At 47.5% G+C, this 19,768-nt stretch carries 18 protein-coding genes; 4 read left to right on the top strand and 14 right to left on the bottom strand.

Annotated features, from left to right (window positions below; genetic code table 11):
* Positions 1-169: 169 nt before the first annotated feature.
* Positions 170-616 (top strand): hypothetical protein, encoded by a 447-nt coding sequence (locus ACN4EG_RS13135; protein WP_431630010.1) that lies wholly within the window; start codon positions 170-172, stop codon positions 614-616.
* A 98-nt stretch (positions 617-714) separates the two neighbouring features.
* On the opposite strand, the gene ACN4EG_RS13130 is transcribed toward ACN4EG_RS13135, so the two are convergent.
* From ACN4EG_RS13130 to ACN4EG_RS13105, 6 genes are all read right to left on the bottom strand, one after another.
* Positions 715-1,032, bottom strand: coding sequence for a hypothetical protein (locus ACN4EG_RS13130; protein WP_431630012.1), 318 nt, complete (start codon positions 1,030-1,032; stop codon positions 715-717).
* Positions 938-1,213: a BrnT family toxin gene (locus tag ACN4EG_RS13125; protein WP_431630009.1), complete on the bottom strand. Its 276-nt coding sequence runs from the start codon at positions 1,211-1,213 to the stop codon at positions 938-940. The genes ACN4EG_RS13130 and ACN4EG_RS13125 overlap by 95 nt, the downstream gene beginning before the upstream one ends.
* 82 nt (positions 1,214-1,295) lie before the next feature.
* Entirely contained in the window at positions 1,296-1,769 is a 474-nt protein-coding gene (locus tag ACN4EG_RS13120; RefSeq protein WP_431630007.1) for a hypothetical protein, read from the bottom strand.
* Positions 1,770-1,946: 177 nt separating this feature from the next.
* The gene (locus tag ACN4EG_RS13115; protein ID WP_431630005.1) at positions 1,947-4,226 is read right to left on the bottom strand and encodes a pentapeptide repeat-containing protein; all 2,280 of its coding nucleotides are present in this window, start codon (positions 4,224-4,226) and stop codon (positions 1,947-1,949) included.
* 624 nt (positions 4,227-4,850) lie between these two features.
* Positions 4,851-5,069, bottom strand: coding sequence for a hypothetical protein (locus ACN4EG_RS13110; RefSeq protein WP_431630004.1), 219 nt, complete (start codon positions 5,067-5,069; stop codon positions 4,851-4,853).
* Positions 5,070-5,422: 353 nt separating this feature from the next.
* Complete coding sequence (locus ACN4EG_RS13105) at positions 5,423-6,130, bottom strand: exopolysaccharide biosynthesis protein (RefSeq protein WP_431630003.1); 708 nt, start codon at positions 6,128-6,130, stop codon at positions 5,423-5,425.
* Between the two features lie 201 nt (positions 6,131-6,331).
* On the opposite strand from ACN4EG_RS13105, the gene ACN4EG_RS13100 reads away from it, so the two are divergent.
* The gene (locus tag ACN4EG_RS13100; protein WP_431630002.1) at positions 6,332-8,200 is read left to right on the top strand and encodes an ABC transporter ATP-binding protein; all 1,869 of its coding nucleotides are present in this window, start codon (positions 6,332-6,334) and stop codon (positions 8,198-8,200) included.
* On the opposite strand, the gene ACN4EG_RS13095 is transcribed toward ACN4EG_RS13100, so the two are convergent.
* Positions 8,141-8,413, bottom strand: coding sequence for a hypothetical protein (locus ACN4EG_RS13095; protein WP_431630001.1), 273 nt, complete (start codon positions 8,411-8,413; stop codon positions 8,141-8,143). The genes ACN4EG_RS13100 and ACN4EG_RS13095 overlap by 60 nt on opposite strands.
* Between ACN4EG_RS13095 and ACN4EG_RS13090 the strand changes: the two genes are divergently transcribed.
* Complete coding sequence (locus ACN4EG_RS13090) at positions 8,375-9,457, top strand: bestrophin family protein (RefSeq protein WP_458575109.1); 1,083 nt, start codon at positions 8,375-8,377, stop codon at positions 9,455-9,457. The genes ACN4EG_RS13095 and ACN4EG_RS13090 overlap by 39 nt on opposite strands.
* A gap of 115 nt (positions 9,458-9,572) precedes the next feature.
* Here the strand turns inward: ACN4EG_RS13090 and ACN4EG_RS13085 are convergent, their stop codons facing one another.
* The 3 genes from ACN4EG_RS13085 to ACN4EG_RS13075 form a co-directional block, all read right to left on the bottom strand.
* Positions 9,573-11,066 carry a PP2C family protein-serine/threonine phosphatase gene (locus ACN4EG_RS13085; RefSeq protein WP_431629999.1) on the bottom strand — a complete coding sequence of 498 codons (1,494 nt, stop codon included), beginning with the start codon at positions 11,064-11,066 and terminating at the stop codon, positions 9,573-9,575.
* Between the two features lie 811 nt (positions 11,067-11,877).
* Positions 11,878-12,288 (bottom strand): ribosomal maturation YjgA family protein, encoded by a 411-nt coding sequence (locus ACN4EG_RS13080; protein WP_431629997.1) that lies wholly within the window; start codon positions 12,286-12,288, stop codon positions 11,878-11,880.
* A 58-nt stretch (positions 12,289-12,346) separates the two neighbouring features.
* Positions 12,347-13,309: a glycosyltransferase family 2 protein gene (locus ACN4EG_RS13075; RefSeq protein WP_431629996.1), complete on the bottom strand. Its 963-nt coding sequence runs from the start codon at positions 13,307-13,309 to the stop codon at positions 12,347-12,349.
* Positions 13,310-13,578: 269 nt separating this feature from the next.
* Between ACN4EG_RS13075 and ACN4EG_RS13070 the strand changes: the two genes are divergently transcribed.
* Positions 13,579-13,908, top strand: coding sequence for a DUF7219 family protein (locus ACN4EG_RS13070; protein ID WP_431629995.1), 330 nt, complete (start codon positions 13,579-13,581; stop codon positions 13,906-13,908).
* 77 nt (positions 13,909-13,985) lie between these two features.
* Here ACN4EG_RS13070 and wecB read toward each other — a convergent pair whose 3' ends face one another.
* From wecB to glgP, 4 genes are all read right to left on the bottom strand, one after another.
* The gene (wecB, locus tag ACN4EG_RS13065; RefSeq protein ID WP_431629993.1) at positions 13,986-15,110 is read right to left on the bottom strand and encodes a non-hydrolyzing UDP-N-acetylglucosamine 2-epimerase; all 1,125 of its coding nucleotides are present in this window, start codon (positions 15,108-15,110) and stop codon (positions 13,986-13,988) included.
* Between the two features lie 239 nt (positions 15,111-15,349).
* The gene (locus ACN4EG_RS13060) at positions 15,350-15,727 is read right to left on the bottom strand and encodes a hypothetical protein (RefSeq protein WP_431629992.1); all 378 of its coding nucleotides are present in this window, start codon (positions 15,725-15,727) and stop codon (positions 15,350-15,352) included.
* Between the two features lie 609 nt (positions 15,728-16,336).
* Positions 16,337-17,110, bottom strand: coding sequence for a TIGR03943 family putative permease subunit (locus ACN4EG_RS13055; protein ID WP_431629991.1), 774 nt, complete (start codon positions 17,108-17,110; stop codon positions 16,337-16,339).
* Between the two features lie 282 nt (positions 17,111-17,392).
* Positions 17,393-19,597, bottom strand: coding sequence for an alpha-glucan family phosphorylase (gene glgP, locus ACN4EG_RS13050; protein ID WP_431629990.1), 2,205 nt, complete (start codon positions 19,595-19,597; stop codon positions 17,393-17,395).
* Between the last annotated feature and the right edge of the window lie 171 nt (positions 19,598-19,768).

Here is a 19,768-nt window from a genome sequence, read left to right as displayed (position 1 = left end):
TCGGGGCGCTATCGCAATCGCAGGAAGCGGTTTGGACTCCGGCTCAATTTGATTGCGGGTCTACTCAATTTTGAACTGGCACAAGCCACTTGATTCATGCAGGAGGTCTATTCAATTACCTCCGTATGAAACGCCTGTATTCCAGCCCACCTCTGCATCAGTAGAACCATTGATATCTGATGTAAAGCCCAAGGTAGAAGAACTTACGACCGAAGAGCGGCTTAAAAGAGACATTGAAGAAAAGGTTATGGCGCAAGTTCCACCACGTCGCAAGATACCTGAAGACTTTGGATATCATCCCCGAAACTTTTTCGTCATTACCTCAATTGGACTGTTTAGTATTGGACTTGGAACATTTTGGGTTGTTTCTAGTATGAGTGGCAACTTTTTAGTAACAGTATTTTTTTTCCTGACAGGATCATTGATAGCCTTAAGTTGGACTAAGATTTGCAGATGGTGGTACAGGCATAATCATCAAAAACGAGCTGCATGCCAAGATTTAGCAGAACATTACAACTCAACATACTATCCTGCCGAAGAAGCAAGATGGAATCACACTTACATTTGTAAGGATTGCGGTGAAATCTTTGAGGTAAAACCTGAATTTTCAGTTTAAATGTGAAGTTAAAACCCATCTTGTAGGCAGGCTAGATCCAGCTAACGTTCCGGTTGAGCGGCTGCCGATAACCTTTGCTGCAACACTAACCAAACTTGCTAGTCCGCTCCAACCGGGTTGTTAGGTTGCTGTCGCTGAGCAATTTGGAGTAGTAACCGTAATGCTTCATTTACAGATGCATCGGTTGGAAAGGCTCGGGCAATATCAGGATCTAAAAGAACTAAATTTGTTCCTGCTCGGTATCTTTCAACATACTTACCTCTGACACCTCCCGTCATCTTGGAGAAGTCGTATTCAGGGCGTAGTTCATCCTTTAGCTCATCAACTTCCTTCTTCATAAAATCTCCTTTCTTGGCGAGTGGCTCTTCGAGCACTGATAATCCGAGTGCGGTTTCCTCGGTCAGTGTGAGAGACAACTAACAACTGCCCTAACCCGGACATCCCAATGATAACGTAGCGGTCTTCTCCTATGGAATGATCAGGGTCAGGAAATGTTACAGATAACGAGTCGTCAAATACGGTTGCAGCTTCTTGGAAAGAAATACTGTGCTTTCTCAGATTGATAACCGCTTTATCTGGGTTCCACTCGAATTCCATGCAGAAGCTCTCATTGTCAAATGGCTTCCGCAGTTTATCAGGTTGCCAAGCCCTTAAACTGCGGAAATGAGTTTGATGCCACCTATGAAATTTGGGTCAACAGTTTTCTCAAATGTTGCTGAAAACCCTGTAGCCCCTCCACATCTTTCCAATACTGAGATTGGAGCATTCCGTCAGTTGGAATCTTATGCACAAGACCATTACGGGGAAGGTGCTCAACACCGAAAATCTTTTTCTGGTGCGGAAGGTTCCACCGATCGACTCCTTTACGAGACATCCACACAGCCTTCACTATGCGGTATATGCCCCACTCTTTTTCGGGGTTTTCATAAACCACGTCATCTAGCATCTCAACTATGTGAGTGCCCCTTGCTGATTGAACGAGTACTACTAAGTCACCCTTAAGAGGTTGTTGAGCATTGGCTTTATCGTCTTGACTGCGCCAGTGCAAGCGAAAAATTCTAGCTTCTGGAATTGGCATCTCATCAAGTTTGTCATAAGCCCAGCCTTGGTCAGGTTTAACATTCTTGAGCCACTTCAGTTGCGATAAATCCATCCTACCAACGACCTCAAAGTAATGTAATTCTGAATCTCAACAGACAACACTCAGGCGACTGTCACCACCAACTATCTAAGCAACCTAACGGCTCTGGTCAGCGGTTACCAATAACCTCTGCTACACCACTAGCAACTTCAGTCAATCCGCTGCACCAGAATTGTTATGCTGCGATCGCTACATTGAAAACCCCAGTGCCTTCAAAATCATTGGTAAAAGCTTACTGCACGCTTCCATAATCTTGGCGGTATCTGGCAATGTCCTTAACGTTGCTTCAAACATCTTCTTCGCCTTCCGTACTAGTCCTTCCTTTCTTTCCTGATCGGGCATTTGCTTAACCTCTGCTAATGCTTGCACTTGCTCCAGTAAATCTGCTTTATCTTCAAGGGATAGCTCAGTTGCCTCCTCAATAGCTGCCTGAAGCTGGATCAAAAGTTCTTTAATTCCAGGTTGGTCGGGATTCGGAGAATTGGGCAATCGATTAACAACGTTGGATACACTGCCGCTGATTTCACCCAAGTTAATTGTTGATCCGGTGACATCACCACCAATACTGATATTAGTTCCGCTCTGTTCTGACATAAACGCTCCTTGATTTCTATAAGTTTCTGCATAAAACTTTGGTTGCTTTAAGGCTGTCATAACCATACCTTCTAGGCTCTGGATTCGATCGTCTTGAGCAGCTAATAACAACTGAATATTATCGTGTGGTAGAGCCTTGATTTGATTATAGTTAGAAAAATATTGAGCACTCAATTCTGATTTATCAACTAAATCTGAGGTTTTAGCCCGTAACAGAAACTTATCACGTCCTCGCTTCTCAAGTGCTACGATTTCCAGTTCCGCCTCTGGATTATTTTCTGATAGCCTTTTAAAGGCTATAGCAATAGAACGTGGATCAACTTCGCTGTTGTGATATAAATCGAGAGTATTCATCAAAGGCTTGATAAAATCAGTGAAATCCCCTTCAGAAAATATTTCTTGACGATTGTCTGGTTTTCGTACCGGGTCAGGGTCTTCTTCTGTTGGGAGGTGCATGTAAACATATTCACAACGTACTCCATCGAGTTTAGTTTCTCCTGTAACACCCCAATCTTCAATATAAGCTCCTGTGAGACAGGCTCTCGTTAAATCAGTTCGATCTAACCGAGCTTGCACCAATTTTGCTCTGGACAGATCTGCTTCCTGCAAGGCAGATTCACTAAGATCTGTTCCAATAAAACTAGCATCTGAAAGATTAGCTTTAGATAAGTTGAGTCCTCTCAAATCCTTGCGATCAAAGTTTTTGTTTCGTCCATTTCCTGTAACTACAAGTAGCTGTAAATTACGATTCTTTAAATAAGTTTCTTCAGTGAAAGCAAACTCAAGCTTTTTAACCTGAAAAAAACGTGTTCGCTTAAGAATAGATTTGCTAAAGTTTGTATTTTTCAGTGTTGCATTAGTGAAATCAGCATCAGTTAGATTTGCCAGCTTAAACTTAGTTCCTTTTGCAGCAATAAAAGCTGATGCTATATTAAGGATAAACCTATATTTCTCATTCATAGATATAGCTTGCCGTCCTATATAACCACTTAAAATAATCACAATGACAGCTACAGTTGCAGCACTAATTGATAACGAGATCCCTAAAAGATTTAGAAGCTGATATTGGGATAGGATTGAATATAGTAAAGTCAAAGTTAATATAAAAGCCATAGCTACAGCTACAGCTTCAACCATGATTCCACTTATAAATCCAGCTAAAATGTTTGCTCCAGCTATAGATAAAGAAGCAAATAAAATCGCAGTTAGCAGTAGGATTAAAGTTAGCCCTCCAAAAAAAGCTAGGAATACAGTTAGCATTCCAACTCCATATAAAGCTCCAATTAAAAGTCCAGTTAATCCTCCAAGGAAAAACCCTATAAATCCGAGAGATGATGCTCCTAAAGCAGCCCCAAATAAAGCTCCCGATAAGGCTCCAACTGAAGCTCCAATAAAAGCCAATATACCAAAAATTATTAAAATAACTCTAATACTTACTATTAAACCCTTCTTTACAGTAACAGCACAAAAAGTAACAAATAATATAAATTTGATTACTGTTAAGGTAGGATACATAATGCGAAATATGGATATCGTTGCACCCAATTGCTGCATTGACATCTTGCCCTGAGGGTCTACTAAAGCTGAAAGAGAGTGCTCAGGAGTTAATAACACGAATGCATATGCTAACATCTCAAGAGCAGTAACAATAGCGATACCAGCAGATATTGCTGCTAAAAAAAATGAAATTATTACTAGTATAAATAGCCATCGCTTCTGTAAGCCAGCTATTGTAGATCTAAAGTTTGTATTAACGAGTATGGCATTGCTAAAATTTGCTCCTCGGATATCCGCATAACTAAAATTCGCTCCAGTGAGGTCTTGCCCTTTGAAGTTGTGTCCACGCAAGTTCTGACCAGAAAAATCTAAAGTCATAGTTATAGAAGGTTATGAAAGCAAGTTTGTTTAGCTCGTCTGACAAATTCTGTGCTTAATTACAGCTTGACGATGTAAAGATTTTCTTGTGCATACGTAGCGATCTAGCTTGATGTTGAACACTAACGAGTAATCTCCGAATACTTCCCCCACCTAGAACTGAGCTGCATAACGATTAATAGACTGAATTTTTCCGCCTAAGATCCCAAAATGGGCGGATAGGCAGAATGAATCAGCCTAAGAACCCAAATTCCTACTTATGTCGATTCTTTCTGTATAATATGCCCTTGAAGCTGATTCGCGAGAATCTTTCCGTATAATTTCAGATTTCTTATGGGAATTATCAAATGTACTACTGGGGGAGGCAGTATATCTACTTATCTCCATCCAGCTACCTCTAAAAAAATGCTGAATCAGGTGCGGGATGCGATTCGTCTCACGCATTACGCCTACCGTACTGAAGAAACTTACGTACAGTAGATCCTCTACACGATTCAAGAGTTGTTAGGTGATAAGGATGTGAAAACAACGATGTTCCACACCCATGTACTAAATGATGGTAATCGAGGTATCCGTAGTCCATTAGACAACTAACCAAACTGCGAAACACCTTAGCTTCAACTGTTATCGCAGCCGTTCGCGACTCAATATGCTGATGTATTGCCCGTCGGAATGCAAAATCTTCATCGGTTGACTCCAATGAATCCTGTCTGCGATGCGATGGACATGTAATTGATTAATCGTGTCTTGAATGAATTCTGGATGACCGATTAAGTGGATCTGTAAGCGTTGTTTCTTATGTTGAACTTCACGATCGCTCCGATCGCTAGAACCTTTCGCCATATTGTGAGCTTCTCCTTGTTGTGAATCTAAGAAGCCCCAAAACTTAGAGCCACCCCGTTTGACATCACAAACAAGAGTGGCTCGATCGAATGTTAAAATTCTCAACAAGCCGCCTTGCTGTTCACGCAGCGAGGGGGAATAGCTACTTGGGGTTGTTGGCCCAATCCCAGGTAGTGGCCTAAATTTTTGGGAACCCAGCGACCCCATGCTTCATGCCGACCCGTTGTAAAGAAGGATGTCCATGGCGATCGCTATAGAAAGCAAGACTACTGACAAACCAGGGTCAAGTCAAGCCTGTTGATAAAAATTATAGATTCTTGAAATTCCTTGAACTCATCCAACCGTAGTAGGGGTTATCGCCCCAAAGCCCCCTTAATCAAATCAAGAAGACTGCTCCCCCCAAAGGCGATCGCCAACAAAATCGAAGATGACAGAATAAATCCACACACACAAAGAACCAATCCACCTAAACTAATCGCCCCATCATCATCCAGCAAACCAAACCCGGTCACAAAAATTCCCATGGCTGGCAGAGTATTCGTCCCCGGAATCGGAATCATCATCGAAATCGACATCAACGCGATCGCTAAACCAATCACCGTCCGTCCCGGCAAACTAGTGCAAACCTGCGTTAAACGAGGCCGGGAAATCGCCTCAATCCGTCTCAACCAAGGCAACCCAACTTTCAGAACCTGGCGCACTTGCCCCACCTCAAACCCATGATTCCGCCAACTCTCCGGAAACCACGGTTCATCTCGCCCAATCAACAACTGTCCCGCCAACACCACCATAGCAATACCAAAGGGCACTGAATAACCAGGAGCCGGAATGGGCAAAGCCGATGGAAAAGACAACAGCACAAACAAAAAACCAAACGTCCGTTCCCCAGCGAGATCCAGGAGATTGCCTAGCGTGACTTTGGTCTCCCGATCGTCAGGCAGCGATTGTTGGGACGCAGGCGAAGGTTGTTCCACTCTTTCGCGATCATCCCCATCAGCAGATTGCTGCCAACGATCATTGTCAAAAAAATATTTTTCAAGTTCGCTAGAAAGGGTGGCCATAGATTGTTAGGTTACGACTGAATGAAATGAATTAGGAGGAATCAGTTGTTAGACAAGCTTGTTTACTGTTTCTAGAGCAGGTCTGTCGCTTCTAGAGCAGGTTTACTGCTTCTAGAGAAAGTATACGAGACGAATGACCTTCTACCGGGTTAATCAATCAGAGACGGATTCCAGCAAAGCTCACAAACTCACGCGAACCCCATGCGGCAACCCTCTTGCAATTTTCAGGTGCGAGAGACAGATCGATCGTGGTATGTTACAAACCCATCTCCCTCACACACCCAAGTCCCTGCCATGGTTGCCTCCACCAAACGCCATCCCCTGCAACGCCTCCTGCGCTACAGCCGCCGCCATCGATCGCAAATCTGGGCTGCTAGTACCTGCTCCATCCTCAACAAAATCTTCGACCTTGCGCCTCCCTACCTGATTGGCATGGCCGTCGATATCGTCGTCAAACGCGACGCCTCCCTGATCGCCAACCTAGGCATCACCAGCATCACCGGACAACTCACCATCCTGTCCATCCTCACCCTCGTCATTTGGGGATTGGAATCGCTGTTTGAATACGCCTTCGATCGACTCTGGCGAGAACTGGCCCAAACCCTCCAGCACGAACTGCGCCTAGACACCTACAACCATTTACAAAACCTGGAACTCAGCTTTTTTGAAGAACGCAGTACGGGTGGCTTGTTGTCGATTCTCAACGACGATATTAACCAACTGGAACGCTTTCTCGATAGCGGTGCCAATGAATTGCTGCAATTTTTCACCACGGTTCTCTTTGTGGGTGGCACATTCATTATCCTTGCGCCTGCGGTGTCATGGTTGGCCATGTTTCCCATTCCGTTCATTCTGATTGGCTCGATCTCGTTTCAAAAACGACTCGCGCCCCGTTACGCCAACGTCCGCGAAAAAGCTGGATTCATCAACAGCCGCCTCGCCAACAACCTCTCCGGCATCGCCACGATCAAAAGCTTCACTGCCGAAGACTACGAAACCGATCGAGTTGCCGCTGACAGCGACGCCTACCGCCAAAGTAACCGCCAAGCGATCGCCCTCAGTGCCGCCTTCATTCCCCTGATTCGCTTCATTATCCTGATTGGCTTCACCGCCACCCTCTTCCTCGGTGGCCTCGCCGCAGCCAACGGTGCCCTCTCTGTCGGTACCTACGGCTTCATGGTCTTCATCATCCAACGCCTACTCTGGCCGTTCACACGCCTCGGCCAAACCATGGATCAGTACCAACGGGCCATGGCCTCCATTAACCGCGTCATGAACCTGTTGGATACACCCATCGCCATTCCCTCCGGCCAACGATCGCTCCTGCTCCACCAAGTCAAAGGCGAACTTGATTTTCGGAATCTCTCCTTTGCCTACCAAGGCCGCAAAAATGCCCTGACGCAATTAAACCTGCACATTCCCGCAGGCAAAACGATCGGGATTGTCGGCGTGACTGGCTCCGGCAAAAGCACCCTGGTCAAGCTCCTACTACGTTTCTACGAACTCCAGGAAGGCCAAATTCTCTTAGACGGCATCGACATTCGCGATTTACAAATCCGTGACCTGCGGCGTTGTATTGGCTGGGTTAGTCAAGATGTCTTTTTGTTCCACGGTACCGTTGCTGAAAACATTGCCTATGGCAGCTTCGATCGTACCCCTGAAGAGATTACCCAAGCGGCAAAACACGCGGAAGCCCACGAATTCATTATGCAACTCCCCCACGGCTACGACACGATCGTCGGCGAACGGGGCCAACAGCTTTCCGGCGGCCAACGCCAACGCCTCGCGATCGCCCGCGCCCTGCTCAAAGATCCGCCCATCCTGATCCTAGATGAAGCCACCTCCGCCGTGGATAATGAAACCGAAGCCGCCATCCAAAAATCCCTCGACTACATCACCCAAAACCGCACGACGATCGCGATCGCCCACCGTCTGTCTACGATTCGCCATGCCCACTGCATCTACGTGATTGAGCAGGGACAAATTGCCGAACAGGGAACCCACGAGGCACTACTCGATCGGCAGGGCATCTACGCCAAGCTCTGGCGCGTGCAATCCGGTATTCGCTAAATCGATCGTCTGACACCAACACCATAGCTCCAGCCCTAATTGATTGCAGGGCAAGGCCGCAAGGCCGCAGAGGATGAGAGGCCGCAGAGGATGAGAGTAAAACCCTTGTACTGGATTGGCCAGACGGGGGATAATAGAGTTTTGGACGGCCCATGGTGTTGGAGGCAGACGATCGTGCAAAGACATTTCCAGGGATTCAGGAGCGTACTGCAACTACGTGGCTCAGTTCTACCGACTGTGCTCCCGCGCGTTATCATCTTCGGAATTTTTAGTAGCTCCGTTGCTTGGTTGTTTCAGCATGACTTGCCGATCGATCTGACCGTTCTGGGCCTCTTAACAGAAAATGTGGTTTGCAATTTAGTTTTGGGTTTGCTATTGGTTTTTCGGACGAATACAGCCTACGATCGCTTTTGGGAAGGTCGCAAAGCTTGGGGGGACTTAGTCACCAATGTTCGCAATTTAGTGCGGCTTCTGCGAACTAATTTAATTAGTCTGGAGGGGGATGCCAAGGCAGAACGCGATCGCACCCTACAATCTCTCAGTGCCTTTCTGGTCTGCACCAAACTGTCTCTACAAAAGGGCGACCTGGAAGAACTGAAATCTGCTCCCAATGGTCAATTAGGATTCCATCATCTGACGATCGAACCCACCACGATCGTTAAGTTGAAAGCGGCCAAGAATCCACCCTTAGAAATTTTGCTATGGGTCAGTATCTATCTGCAAAAAGCCTGTGAACAAGGGCACATCGACAGTAGCCAGCGGAGCGAAATGAATGCGTTAGTCAATCAGTTGGTTGCATCTTTAACCGTTTGCGAACGGATTCAAGCAACTCCCATGCCAGCGGCTTACATTATTTGTCTTAAATCATTGACGTTAATGTATTGTTTACTGATTCCCTTCGCATTGGTTGAGCAACTAGGACTATGGACTGTCTTTGTGACAGTAGTGATTAGTTTTGTTTTGCTCTATGTGGAGGCAATCGGGGCAGAAATTGAAGATCCCTTTGGTAATGATGTCAATGACTTACCCCTACATGAAATTTGTCAATCGATCGTCGATATGGTGAATGACGCGATCGTCACTCGTCCTTACCAAGTACCTGTTTCGCCCCAACCCGTCTCTGAATTAGCGGCGGCAACCAGTCAAAGCATTAACAACGAAGTCGTAAATGCTTCCCCGCAATCGGCAGCCAATCTCCCGTCCAGCCGATCGACCCCCCTGGCCCCGGTTATCCAAACAGATCTACCCGCCGTTTAGCGATCGCTGTTACTGGCCGCGAAGGGCTATATCCTGGCAGCCATCAAGACTGGCAAGGGGACTGCCTTAATCAACCACTCAGTTAATCAACAACTCAGTTAATCGAGACTGGAGGTTATTTGTTTTTTGTAGGATTGGGAAGTTGAGGTTTCTTCGCGAGGTCAACGCCATTCGTTATTTCAGCCGATTCTAATTCTTCATTGGCCGTAATGCGCATGACCACTAAGGTCATATCATCCGCATTGGGCTTTCCTTCTCCCACAAAGCCCTGCACCGCATCAAACAAATGCTTGAGAATTTGCTGGGGATCATGGTAGCGGCGACAAGCCCATTGAAACGCCTTGGCCAAATTTTCTTCATCAAACTGCTGACCTGACTGGTTTGCAGCCTCTGTAAACCCATCAGTGTAATAAATAATCGTATCCCCCGGCGCAAGTTGAATTTGTCCATCCTGATACTGGGTATTTGCATCCAAGCCAATCAGCATGCCCAAGGTGTCTAGCCGCCGGATCGTATTGGTCGCAGCTTGCCAGAGCAACGGTGGATTATGGGCTGCGTTACTGTAGGACAGGATCCGGGTTTTGGGATCGTACTCTGAATAAAACAGCGTCACAAACCGGTTGGAATTTTCCAAATCCGCATACATGACTTGGTTCAGATGCTGCAAAATTCGAGCGGGGGAGTGACCATTTAAAACTTCGGCCCGCAACATGCCCCGCAGCATGGTCATAATTAACCCAGCGGGAACCCCCTTGCCCATGACATCCCCGATCGCCACGCTCCAATGGTCAGGGTTGTCTTTGCTCTCGGGTGTGGTGGGCGCAGCGGGAATAAAGTCATAATAGTCACCGCCCACACGGCTTGCGGTTTTACAGAGGGCAGCCAGTTCCGCCCCGTCAATTTTGGGACATTGACGCGGCAACAACCGATATTGAATATCTGCACCAATTTCTAACTCGCGATCGAGGCGTTCCTTTTTGCGCAACTCAGCGGTTAATTCATCGTTTTCGATCGCAACCGCCGTTTGATCAGCAATCAAGCGCACCAGCTTTTGACGCTGTTCTGTCCAGGCATAGTCCGGATCCCGACTAAAAACATACAGTCGTCCCCGTTCTTGCTTTTTGACCAGAATGGAAGCCCCAAAAATTTGGATTTCTTCCCCCAAGTAATGACTAATTTCGACATCCAAATTGGCGATCGCCTGGGGAGATTTCACGATCGCATCATTGGGTGGCAAGCTAATGACGGTATTAGTGACTTTCCGCGCAGCAGACTCCAGTGCCCGCCGAATATCCGGTGCCCAACGATTATCTTGGCAATGGAGCCGCTCTAGCTTCACCTGACCATTGGAGCGAAATAACATCAACGCTCCTCCGTCGGAATCCGTTACCCGACTCGCCATCAGCGGAATCAGTTCCAGAAACTGGTTGAGATTATTAAAACTACGCAGGGCAAAACTCAGAGAACTGAGGAGATCTTGAATTTTATGTTGTTCTCGATTGAGGCGAGCAACCAGTTCTTTCAGCGCCAAAACAGGTGTCGCTCCCGCAGCACGGTTGCTGGGAGGATCGGGAGGAGAGGGCTGTCTTGGCAGGGGCACAGCAGTCATTATTAGGAAGCACTCAGGACAGATATAGCAACGAAAGAACCCATGGGCCAGAAGCCCCTCAAAGCACCCCATTGAAGATTCCAAGCAGCTCAGAATTCCATGAGGGTCTTCAGTCTAACGCGAACCTGTGGCAAACAATGTTAACCAATCCACTTAAGTTTGTGGATAAATTCTATACGTCTGCTCCCAGGGGAGTTATGCCACAGGGGAGCCGTACCACAGACGAGTTAGGTCACGAGCTGTAGGGAAAATACTGGAATTCCTAAAAAATTGTCCGCAGACAATTTCCAGGACACACAGCATAGGTTTCCCTAATCCAGAGAAGTATACACAAGTGTTGAAAAAACAGTATCACTAATATTTGAGAACTGTCTGAAAATTTGGCATGATCTCTAAGAAAGGCTGACTTTTTGGCCCTTCGGCCCTTTGGAGACAGTTCATCCATAGCAGTAGAGCCTAGGGCAGGACAATTTTGGCGTGATGTATTCTTCCTTTAGAGAGATGTTTTTCTAGGATCATGTCAGCGTTGTCATAGTTAGAGAAATTGCTCTAAAGAAATTGCCTTAAAGAATCCCTATCAAGAATCCCTATTTGGAGAATGCTGGGTTGAGGTCATCCCTAACATTTTCTCCACCGCTCCCAAGAGGGAATAAATTCTCAAAATCTCTCTTGCAAAAATCTCTTGCAAAAATCTCTTGCAACAATATGTAGTCCAAAAGTCTGTAGCCCAAAAGTCTGTAGTCCAAAAGTCTCTAGTACAAAAGCCTACAGTCCAAAAGTCTGTAGTCCAAAGTGGCCTGATGGGGAGTGGTTATTTCGGAAACTGAGGATGGCGATGGAGTTGCAGTGCAAGCCAACCACCGATCGCACTGCCGACAAAGTAAGTGGGGAAATCTTCCCAGGTAAAGGTGGTTCCTAGAATTAAGCGACCGACGATCGTTCTTCGTGCTGCGATCAAGATGGGATCCTGGGAAAGCTGAAGAAATTCCAATCCGCAGGTGACTACACAAACCGCGATCGCCACCGCTGAAGGTCGTAATTTGGGCCAAATCGCCAAAACTAAAAAAATCCAGAAACTTTCATAGGCAATATTGCCCACGGCATTGTTAAACCATTCCGGTGTGATACCTGTTGCAAAGCGCACACCGTAGCCTAGGGGCACCATTCCCCCCATTGCCAATAACAGCTTGAATCGATATTGCCAGCGCGATCGTCCAGTCATAGACTTGTACTCCCCATCACAGCATTCCCATCACAGCGTTCCCTTCACGGCGCTAGCATCACAGCGTGACGGTGGCGGAAAAGGGCGTAATTTCGCGGGCTGACTCAGGTAATTTCGCCTGCTGCTGGCCCTGCCATCGGGACTGGAGGCACAGGAGCCCGATCGGGGTATTGATGACATCAACAAGACTGGCTCGGCGCAAGGGCCATTTAACCAGGGCGATCGGGCATTCTTTCAGTAACCAGCGGGCCAGCCGATAGCCATAGTATTTCGGCAGGGGTTCGGCCATCAGCTCAATGCCATGCAGCTCATGCAAAAAACGGTTCGATCGGCCATACCTACGCCACTGACTCAGCAGATCGCTTAGGGTCTGGCGGTGGCGATGCTGGACGATCGCAGAGTCTGCAAACTGCCACTGACAAGCCGTTTCCCGCAAAATCCGCCAGCACAAATCGGCATCGCCCCCCGTGGTCAAATAGGGACGGAATAACCCGACGGATTCCAAGACCAATCGCCGTAATGCTAAATTCGCCGTCTGACCGTAGGGGCAAAACGGGTGCGCTAATGTGTGCTTTTGCGAGAGGGTTTCCTGGCGATCGGCATACTGTTCCAGCAAGGAAAATCCTGGTAGCGCTTTGACTTCCCCAGCCACTAACCCGATCGAGGGATTTTCAAAGGGTTGTATCAAACGTTCCAGCCAGGTTGGCTCAGGCCGACAATCCGCATCGGTAAACGCGAATAATGGAGCACTTGCCGCACAAATTCCGCGATTGCGCGCCGCATAGGAACTTTGGATCGTCGATTCCTGCAATACCCGCAGAACGAGCCCTTGCCCAGCAGCCTCCTGAGCCGCCCTGTGCAGCCGTTCCACGGTTCCATCCTGACTATTATTGTCAATGAGCAAATACTCCACCCGATCGCGGGGATAGGTCTGGGCCCAGAGGCACCTTAACAAGTCCTCCAAATCCGATTGGCCGTTGTAAATCGGAATAATGACAGAAACTGTAGGTTGGAAAGTCATGGGCACCAATCGTTAAGAAGTCGTTAAGGTGAGGGTTATAAAACTGGGATACGCCCGTTGTTTCCTCAGTCTTTTCTCAGTATGGGCACGATCGCATCTGAAATCACCGCTCGGATAGGAAGGCTGGCCCCGCTATATGGGGCAATATCCCTCTGAAAGTCAGCCTAGGCTCAGCCATAGCAGTCTTTGATCAAAACTTAAATTGTCGATCCTAGGGTAGCTATCCTAGACTCTAGAGTAGTAATCCTTTTTACCCTGGCGAATCTTCTGTGACTCAACAGCCCAATCCTCAACCCTCTGATGATGCAAATGCTTCTGATGCAAATTCTTCTGAGCCAAGGCCAAATCTGAGTAAGGAGGCATTCCTCATGCCCTATGCCACCTACCGGGGAGAATTTGTTCCAGAAAATTTACTCTTTAACGCCAATCTTCAGGAGTTTGCCCAGCGGGTTTCTCTTCTATGTAACTTAGAGACGGCGGGCAAGGTCTCTCCGGAAGAAACCTATCAACAAATTAAGCAATTGTGGAAAGATCTAAAATCTTCCAAAAAAAGTCTTTTGGACGAGGCTGAGCAACGCCGATCGGACGATTCACCCTAACTAGCGGTTCTGTCCCCCCGTGCTCAACCTTCTTAATCAACTGCCCTCAATCAACTGCCCTCAATCAAATGCCCAGGTCATTCATCTTCACGGGTTAGGTAGGCTTCTACTAGCTCGACAATTCTCTGGGCTGCAAGGCCATCTCCAAAGGGGCTAATTGCATTGGCCATCGTCTGGTAAGCGATCGGGTTGCTCAAAAGTTCCCCCGCTTCTTGAAAAATCCGATCGGGATCTGTGCCGATTAATTTAGCCGTCCCCGCCATCACGGCTTCCGGGCGCTCTGTGTTCTCCCGCAGGACGAGGACAGGTTTTCCTAAACTCGGTGCTTCTTCTTGGATCCCCCCGGAATCCGTCAACAGGAGATAACACCGCTTCATGGCTCCCACCAGTTCGGTATAGTCTAACGGCTCCGTCAAAAACACCCGTGGATGGGTTCCCAAAATTGCTGTCAGGGGTTCCCGCACGGTGGGATTGCGATGTAACGGGAGTAATAGTGCTGTATCCGGGTACGCTTCCAGAATTTTCAAAAACCCTTGGGCAATATTCTGGAGCGGCTCTCCCCAATTTTCCCGACGGTGAACGGTGGATAGAATAACGCGATATTGCTGCCAGTCTAAACCAGGCACTTCGCAGGCAGGATCCCGTTGCGCAACTTCTAGCAGAGCATCAATCACGGTATTTCCGGTTTGGTGAATTTCACCCAACACACCGGACTGCTTTAGGTTTTCTACGGATAACTGCGTGGGGGCAAAGTGTAGTTGGGTAATTTGCGAGACGAGCCGCCGATTCGCTTCCTCTGGGAATGGGTTATAGATATCTTCGGTGCGTAACCCTGCTTCCACATGCCCGACAGGAATTTTTTGATAAAAAGCAGCTAAAGCGGCTGCAAAGGCTGTTGTTGTATCACCTTGGACTAAGACGATGCTGGGTTGGAGGGACTGAAACAGCGCTTCTAATCCTCGGAGGGCATTGCAGGTGATGTCCGTTAAGGTTTGCTGGGGTTGCATAATTGCCAGATCTCGATCGGCCTTAAGGTCAAACAACTGCATCACCTGATCCACCATTTCCCGATGCTGTCCCGTCAAGACGACTTGGGTCTGAAAACTTTGCGATCGCTGGAACGCCTGGATCACAGGAGCCATCTTAATCGCCTCGGGACGGGTTCCAACAATAATGCAGACGGGGAGAGGAAATTTGAGCATGGTGCTGGAGAAATTGAGAAGGATCAACCATTCATCGGTAATGTTAGCCCTTCACATATAGCCCGATTTGCCCCTGTTTGCCAAACAGATTGCTTTTCCCACAAACTTCCTAATAAAAAAACTCAGCACTAGGCTGAGTTGAGGTTTGAAGCAATCTGTCTGAACAGCTATTTAAACGTAGTAAGAACGTAATAAAAACTGCACCGTAACAGGGACGTATGGTGAAACTTACAGGCTCCTTATCCCTTCACGTCGCAGGTCAAGGGGCAGGAGGCATAAATGGAGGTTGTATCCGCAGGATGTTCATCTCCATGGAGCCACCGCAGCCACTCTACGTCGTGGGGAAGAATGCCTTTCAGGGTCAAAAACGTTGAAACTGCCAAAATTCCCAGCACATGTACTCCGATGAAGCCTACAGCAGTTAGCAGAACAGCACTGGTCGGCATGATGGCGTGCAATGTAACAGCCATCAAAGAGGCGATCGAAACAACCAACACTAGAACGGGAAACCCAATCACGATCATGCAAACAGCAAGCACGAATGACCAAATCAGGATACTCTTTAGCGTCGAAATCAAACCTAAACCGACAGTATTTTGACTATGTGCTAATGCCATACTTTTTTCTCCCAGAGTGCAATGGATATGAACTTGTACCAAACCTCTCAAAAATCCCAAAAATAGATCCGGCAATGATCCCCGCAATTGGGATTGAATGGATTCAGTATAGGGAAAGCACTGAAGGAGGGGAAGAGCTATTTAATAAATTTTACAGTTTTTAGCTTTCAGTCTGATATTTCGTGAGTATTTCTACTAGGTATTGAATCTTTAGAAACTCTCAAATCGTTGCTCCATAGGAACTTTGTTATTGCAATGAGTAATTATGCATATTGCAAAGATCTTGGATTTAAAAATACAAATTCCGTGAAAAAAACTCGAATAAAAAACAACAACTATAAACAGTTGTTGAATCATTTAAAGAATATCGATGAATATGACGTTTTGTATTGCAACTCGTTACAAAATTACGGGTGACTAGGCCAGACAGTTGATCTGGTACGCTTACCCAATACTCTGATCTAGTACACTGACCCAGTACTTTTACGGATTCCGACTGCTTAGTTGTTGGGTCTATTCCTTGTTGACGAAATATTGAATGATCGCCTTGGGCCGATCGCTATCCTGCGATCGCTACCCTCCAATTTCCGGTACTGAAATGGGGCCATCCTAGGAGTCATAGGGATTCTTGGGTTCAGGAATCGTTTGGCTAGATGTTTCTTGAATCACGACCTGTCGCTTATTGTCTAGGGATTCAGTGATAATTTGCCCTTGAACTTCCAGCCAACCATCGGGCTGATAGGTATTTCGATCGCCACTCTTGACTTTAACCGGTAGGCTAACGGGGTACACATCCGCCGCACAGCAGGTAATGACAAACCGTGTCAGCAGGAAATAATCCTGGGGTAAGTTGGGCGCATGCACCACAAAGCCTTGAAGCTTCACCTTTTGTCCGGTGTAAAGATCCGGTTCTGGACGAACTTGTAGCTCTCGGATCCATTCAATCAGCGTTTTATTCTCAGGATTTTTTGCAGTTTGGAAACTCTGAGGTTTCACACGAGTCAGGGTAATACTGTCGTTGACTCCTCGTTGCAAAGCGGTTTGGCTAGCAAAGGCGCGGGGGGGAATGATCAACCCAAGAATAGCCACGGTCAGTAACAATACACTGCTCCAGCCTGGTGGAAGCAAGTTAAGGTGCTGCATCACAGGCCCAGCATTGCGCGATCGTCGCAGCAAGAGCCAAGCTTTATAGAACGCCACCAGCAACAGTACAATCCCCGTCACTACCGTTAACACAGCATAGTTAGGATGGATCAGTAAAGCTAACTTACCCGTTCCCCAGTACACCAGTAGCAATATCCCCCAGGCGGAGATCGCGGCAATATCTAACCACGGCAGAACATTGGGCGGAAAAACTGGTTTCTTTTGGGAAGGACGAGACATAGGTGGTACTAGGGGTAGTATGAGGCAAGAGTGAGATAGGACTAGACTCAAATCCCTTACTAGATTCCTCACTATTAAGCTTGGGAACACGCGCTTCGCAATTTTAGCGTGTTCTGTTTAATTCCATGGCTCCTTTAACGCCCTCATAGAAATTAACGGCGGCGAAACAAAGCAGTTGAGCAGAAATGACCTACTGGCCTGTTCTCTACCCAACTGCAAGCGGTGTCTTAACGTTTAACCTGTTCTCAGTGTGGTGTTAGTTGACCCATCACTAAACCATCACTAAACCTGCGCTAAACTAAGTTCCACCTTGGCAACGCTTTGGGGCGCATACATCTGATTCACATAGTCGATGAGCATCCGATGGGTATTGAAAGCTGGACAGTTAGTTTTGATCGAGGCTTTCATCATCTTGACCCAGTTATGCGGCACTCCGTTGGCATCTTGGTCGTAGTAAAGCGGCAGAATTTCATTTTGTAGCAAATGATAGAGCGCTTCCGAGTCGATTTTGTCTTGCAGGGTTTGGTCACTGGTATGGGCATCTTCGCCGATCGCCCAACCATTTAAGCCCTGCCCTTGGCCATCGGCTTGATAGCCTTCGCACCACCAACCGTCCAGGACGCTGCAATTCAAGCCACCATTCACACAAACCTTTTGGCCGCTGGTACCCGATGCTTCGAGGGGACGACGAGGATTGTTTAGCCATACATCGACACCATGCACGAGCTTGCGGGCAGTGTACATATCGTAATCTTCGATGAAAGCGACCCGATCGCGCAGATCAGACTGGCGGCACCATTCCATTAATCGTTGAATAATCCGCTTGCCTTCTTCGTCCGCTGGGTGGGCTTTTCCAGAGAAGATGATCTGAATGGGGCGATCGGTGCTGCTAAAGATCTCCATTGCCTTTTGGGTATCTCGTAGCAGCAAATCTCCCCGCTTGTAAGGGCTAAAGCGACGGGCAAAGCCAATCGTTAGGATCTCTGGATCCAAAAGATGAGTTGTGGCATGGATCAAACTCCAATCTTCGCCGCGATTTTCCCGAGCCATGCGAACCTTCGATCGCGTATGGGCTACTAATCGGGCTTTGAGGATTTGGTGCCGTTGCCAGATTTCTTCATCGGGGATTTGATCGACCTGCTGCCAAAGTTTGGGATCGTACATGTGATCCTGCCAGTTATTCCCCAAGTACTCAGTGAATAAATCTGCAAACAGCGGCGCGATCCAACTAGGCATATGAACCCCGTTAGTGATGTAGCCGATCGGCACCTTGTCCTCACTGCGATCGGGATACATTACATTCCACATCTTGCGGGAAACTTCTCCATGAAGTTGGCTCACCCCATTGGCATTCCGACAGAGCCGCAGCGCCAAGACAGTCATACCAAACGGTTCCCAAGGATCCCCAAGGCGGCGAGCCCCCAGGGATAGAAACTGTTCCCGCGTCAGTTTTAACTTTTCCCAATAATTCGCAAAGAAAGAATCAATCAGATCCGCTGAGAAAACATCGTGGCCTGCGGGAACAGGGGTATGGGTCGTAAAGACGCAGCGCTCCCGGACTGATTTCTCGACATCGTAGAAGGCTTGACCTGTCTTCTGCATTTCTTGCCGACAAACTTCTAACAAGCAGAAAGCAGCATGGCCCTCATTCAGGTGATAAATTGCAGGTTCAATGCCCAAGGCTTCCAACGCAAGCACGCCTCCGATCCCTAACAGGATCTCCTGGGCAATCCGAGTTTCCTGGTTGCCACCGTACAGGTGTCCAGTTAACCAGCGATCAATGGGATCATTCCCGTCAATATCGGTATCTAGCAAAAATAGTCGAGTCCGACCAACATTCACTTGCCAAATCTGGGCTTGCACTTGGCGAGATCGAACCTGAACTGCGATGGTTATAGGCTGGCCGTCAGAATTTTTCACCGGGCTCAAGGCCATCCGCTCAAAAGGGGCATCCACATAGTAATCTTCCTGCCAACCTTCCCGATTCAAGCGCTGCCGAAAATAGCCTTGGCGGTAGAGTAAACCGATCCCCACCATGGGAATGGCCAAATCGGATGCCGACTTCATGTGATCTCCAGCCAGAATCCCTAAACCGCCGGAATAGACGGGAAGGGATTCATGAATACCAAATTCCGCACAGAAGTAGGCGATCGGATGCTGATAGGACAGGTGATCGGGGAGATGTTGACTTCCCCAGGTGTCTTGCCCAGTCATGTACTGATCAAACTGGGCTAGAACTTGATGAAATTGCTTCATGTATTGGGGATCGCAGGTCAACTGAGTCAGGCGATCGGAAGAAACTTGCTCCAGCAAAATCACAGGATTTTGCCCACAGCGTCCCCACTCTACGGGATCAATCAGCACAAATAGGGAAATGGCTTCGTAATGCCAACACCACCAATAGTTGTAGGCAAGATCCGCTAATCGTTTCAACGATGTGGGCAGGCGCAGGCTCAACTGGGCTGCAGGGGAAGGGTGATTTACCATAATTTCAATTTTGAAAGTGACAGTGGCAGGGTTAGAATTTAATACTTTGAAAGGAAACTCTAACTCTGAAACGCTAAAGACCTTTTTGCTTCGCCTAACTTGTTTGCGTTGCCTAACTGACAGGGATATCAGATCAGCAGAGGGCTGTGATTGGCATGATGGTGATGAATG

The sequence above is a fragment of the Alkalinema pantanalense CENA528 genome (genome assembly GCF_050753345.1).
Classification (GTDB): domain Bacteria; phylum Cyanobacteriota; class Cyanobacteriia; order Leptolyngbyales; family Leptolyngbyaceae; genus Alkalinema; species Alkalinema pantanalense.
Note: the sequence above shows the minus strand (reverse complement) of the source record. Positions and strands in the feature narration are given on the sequence as shown.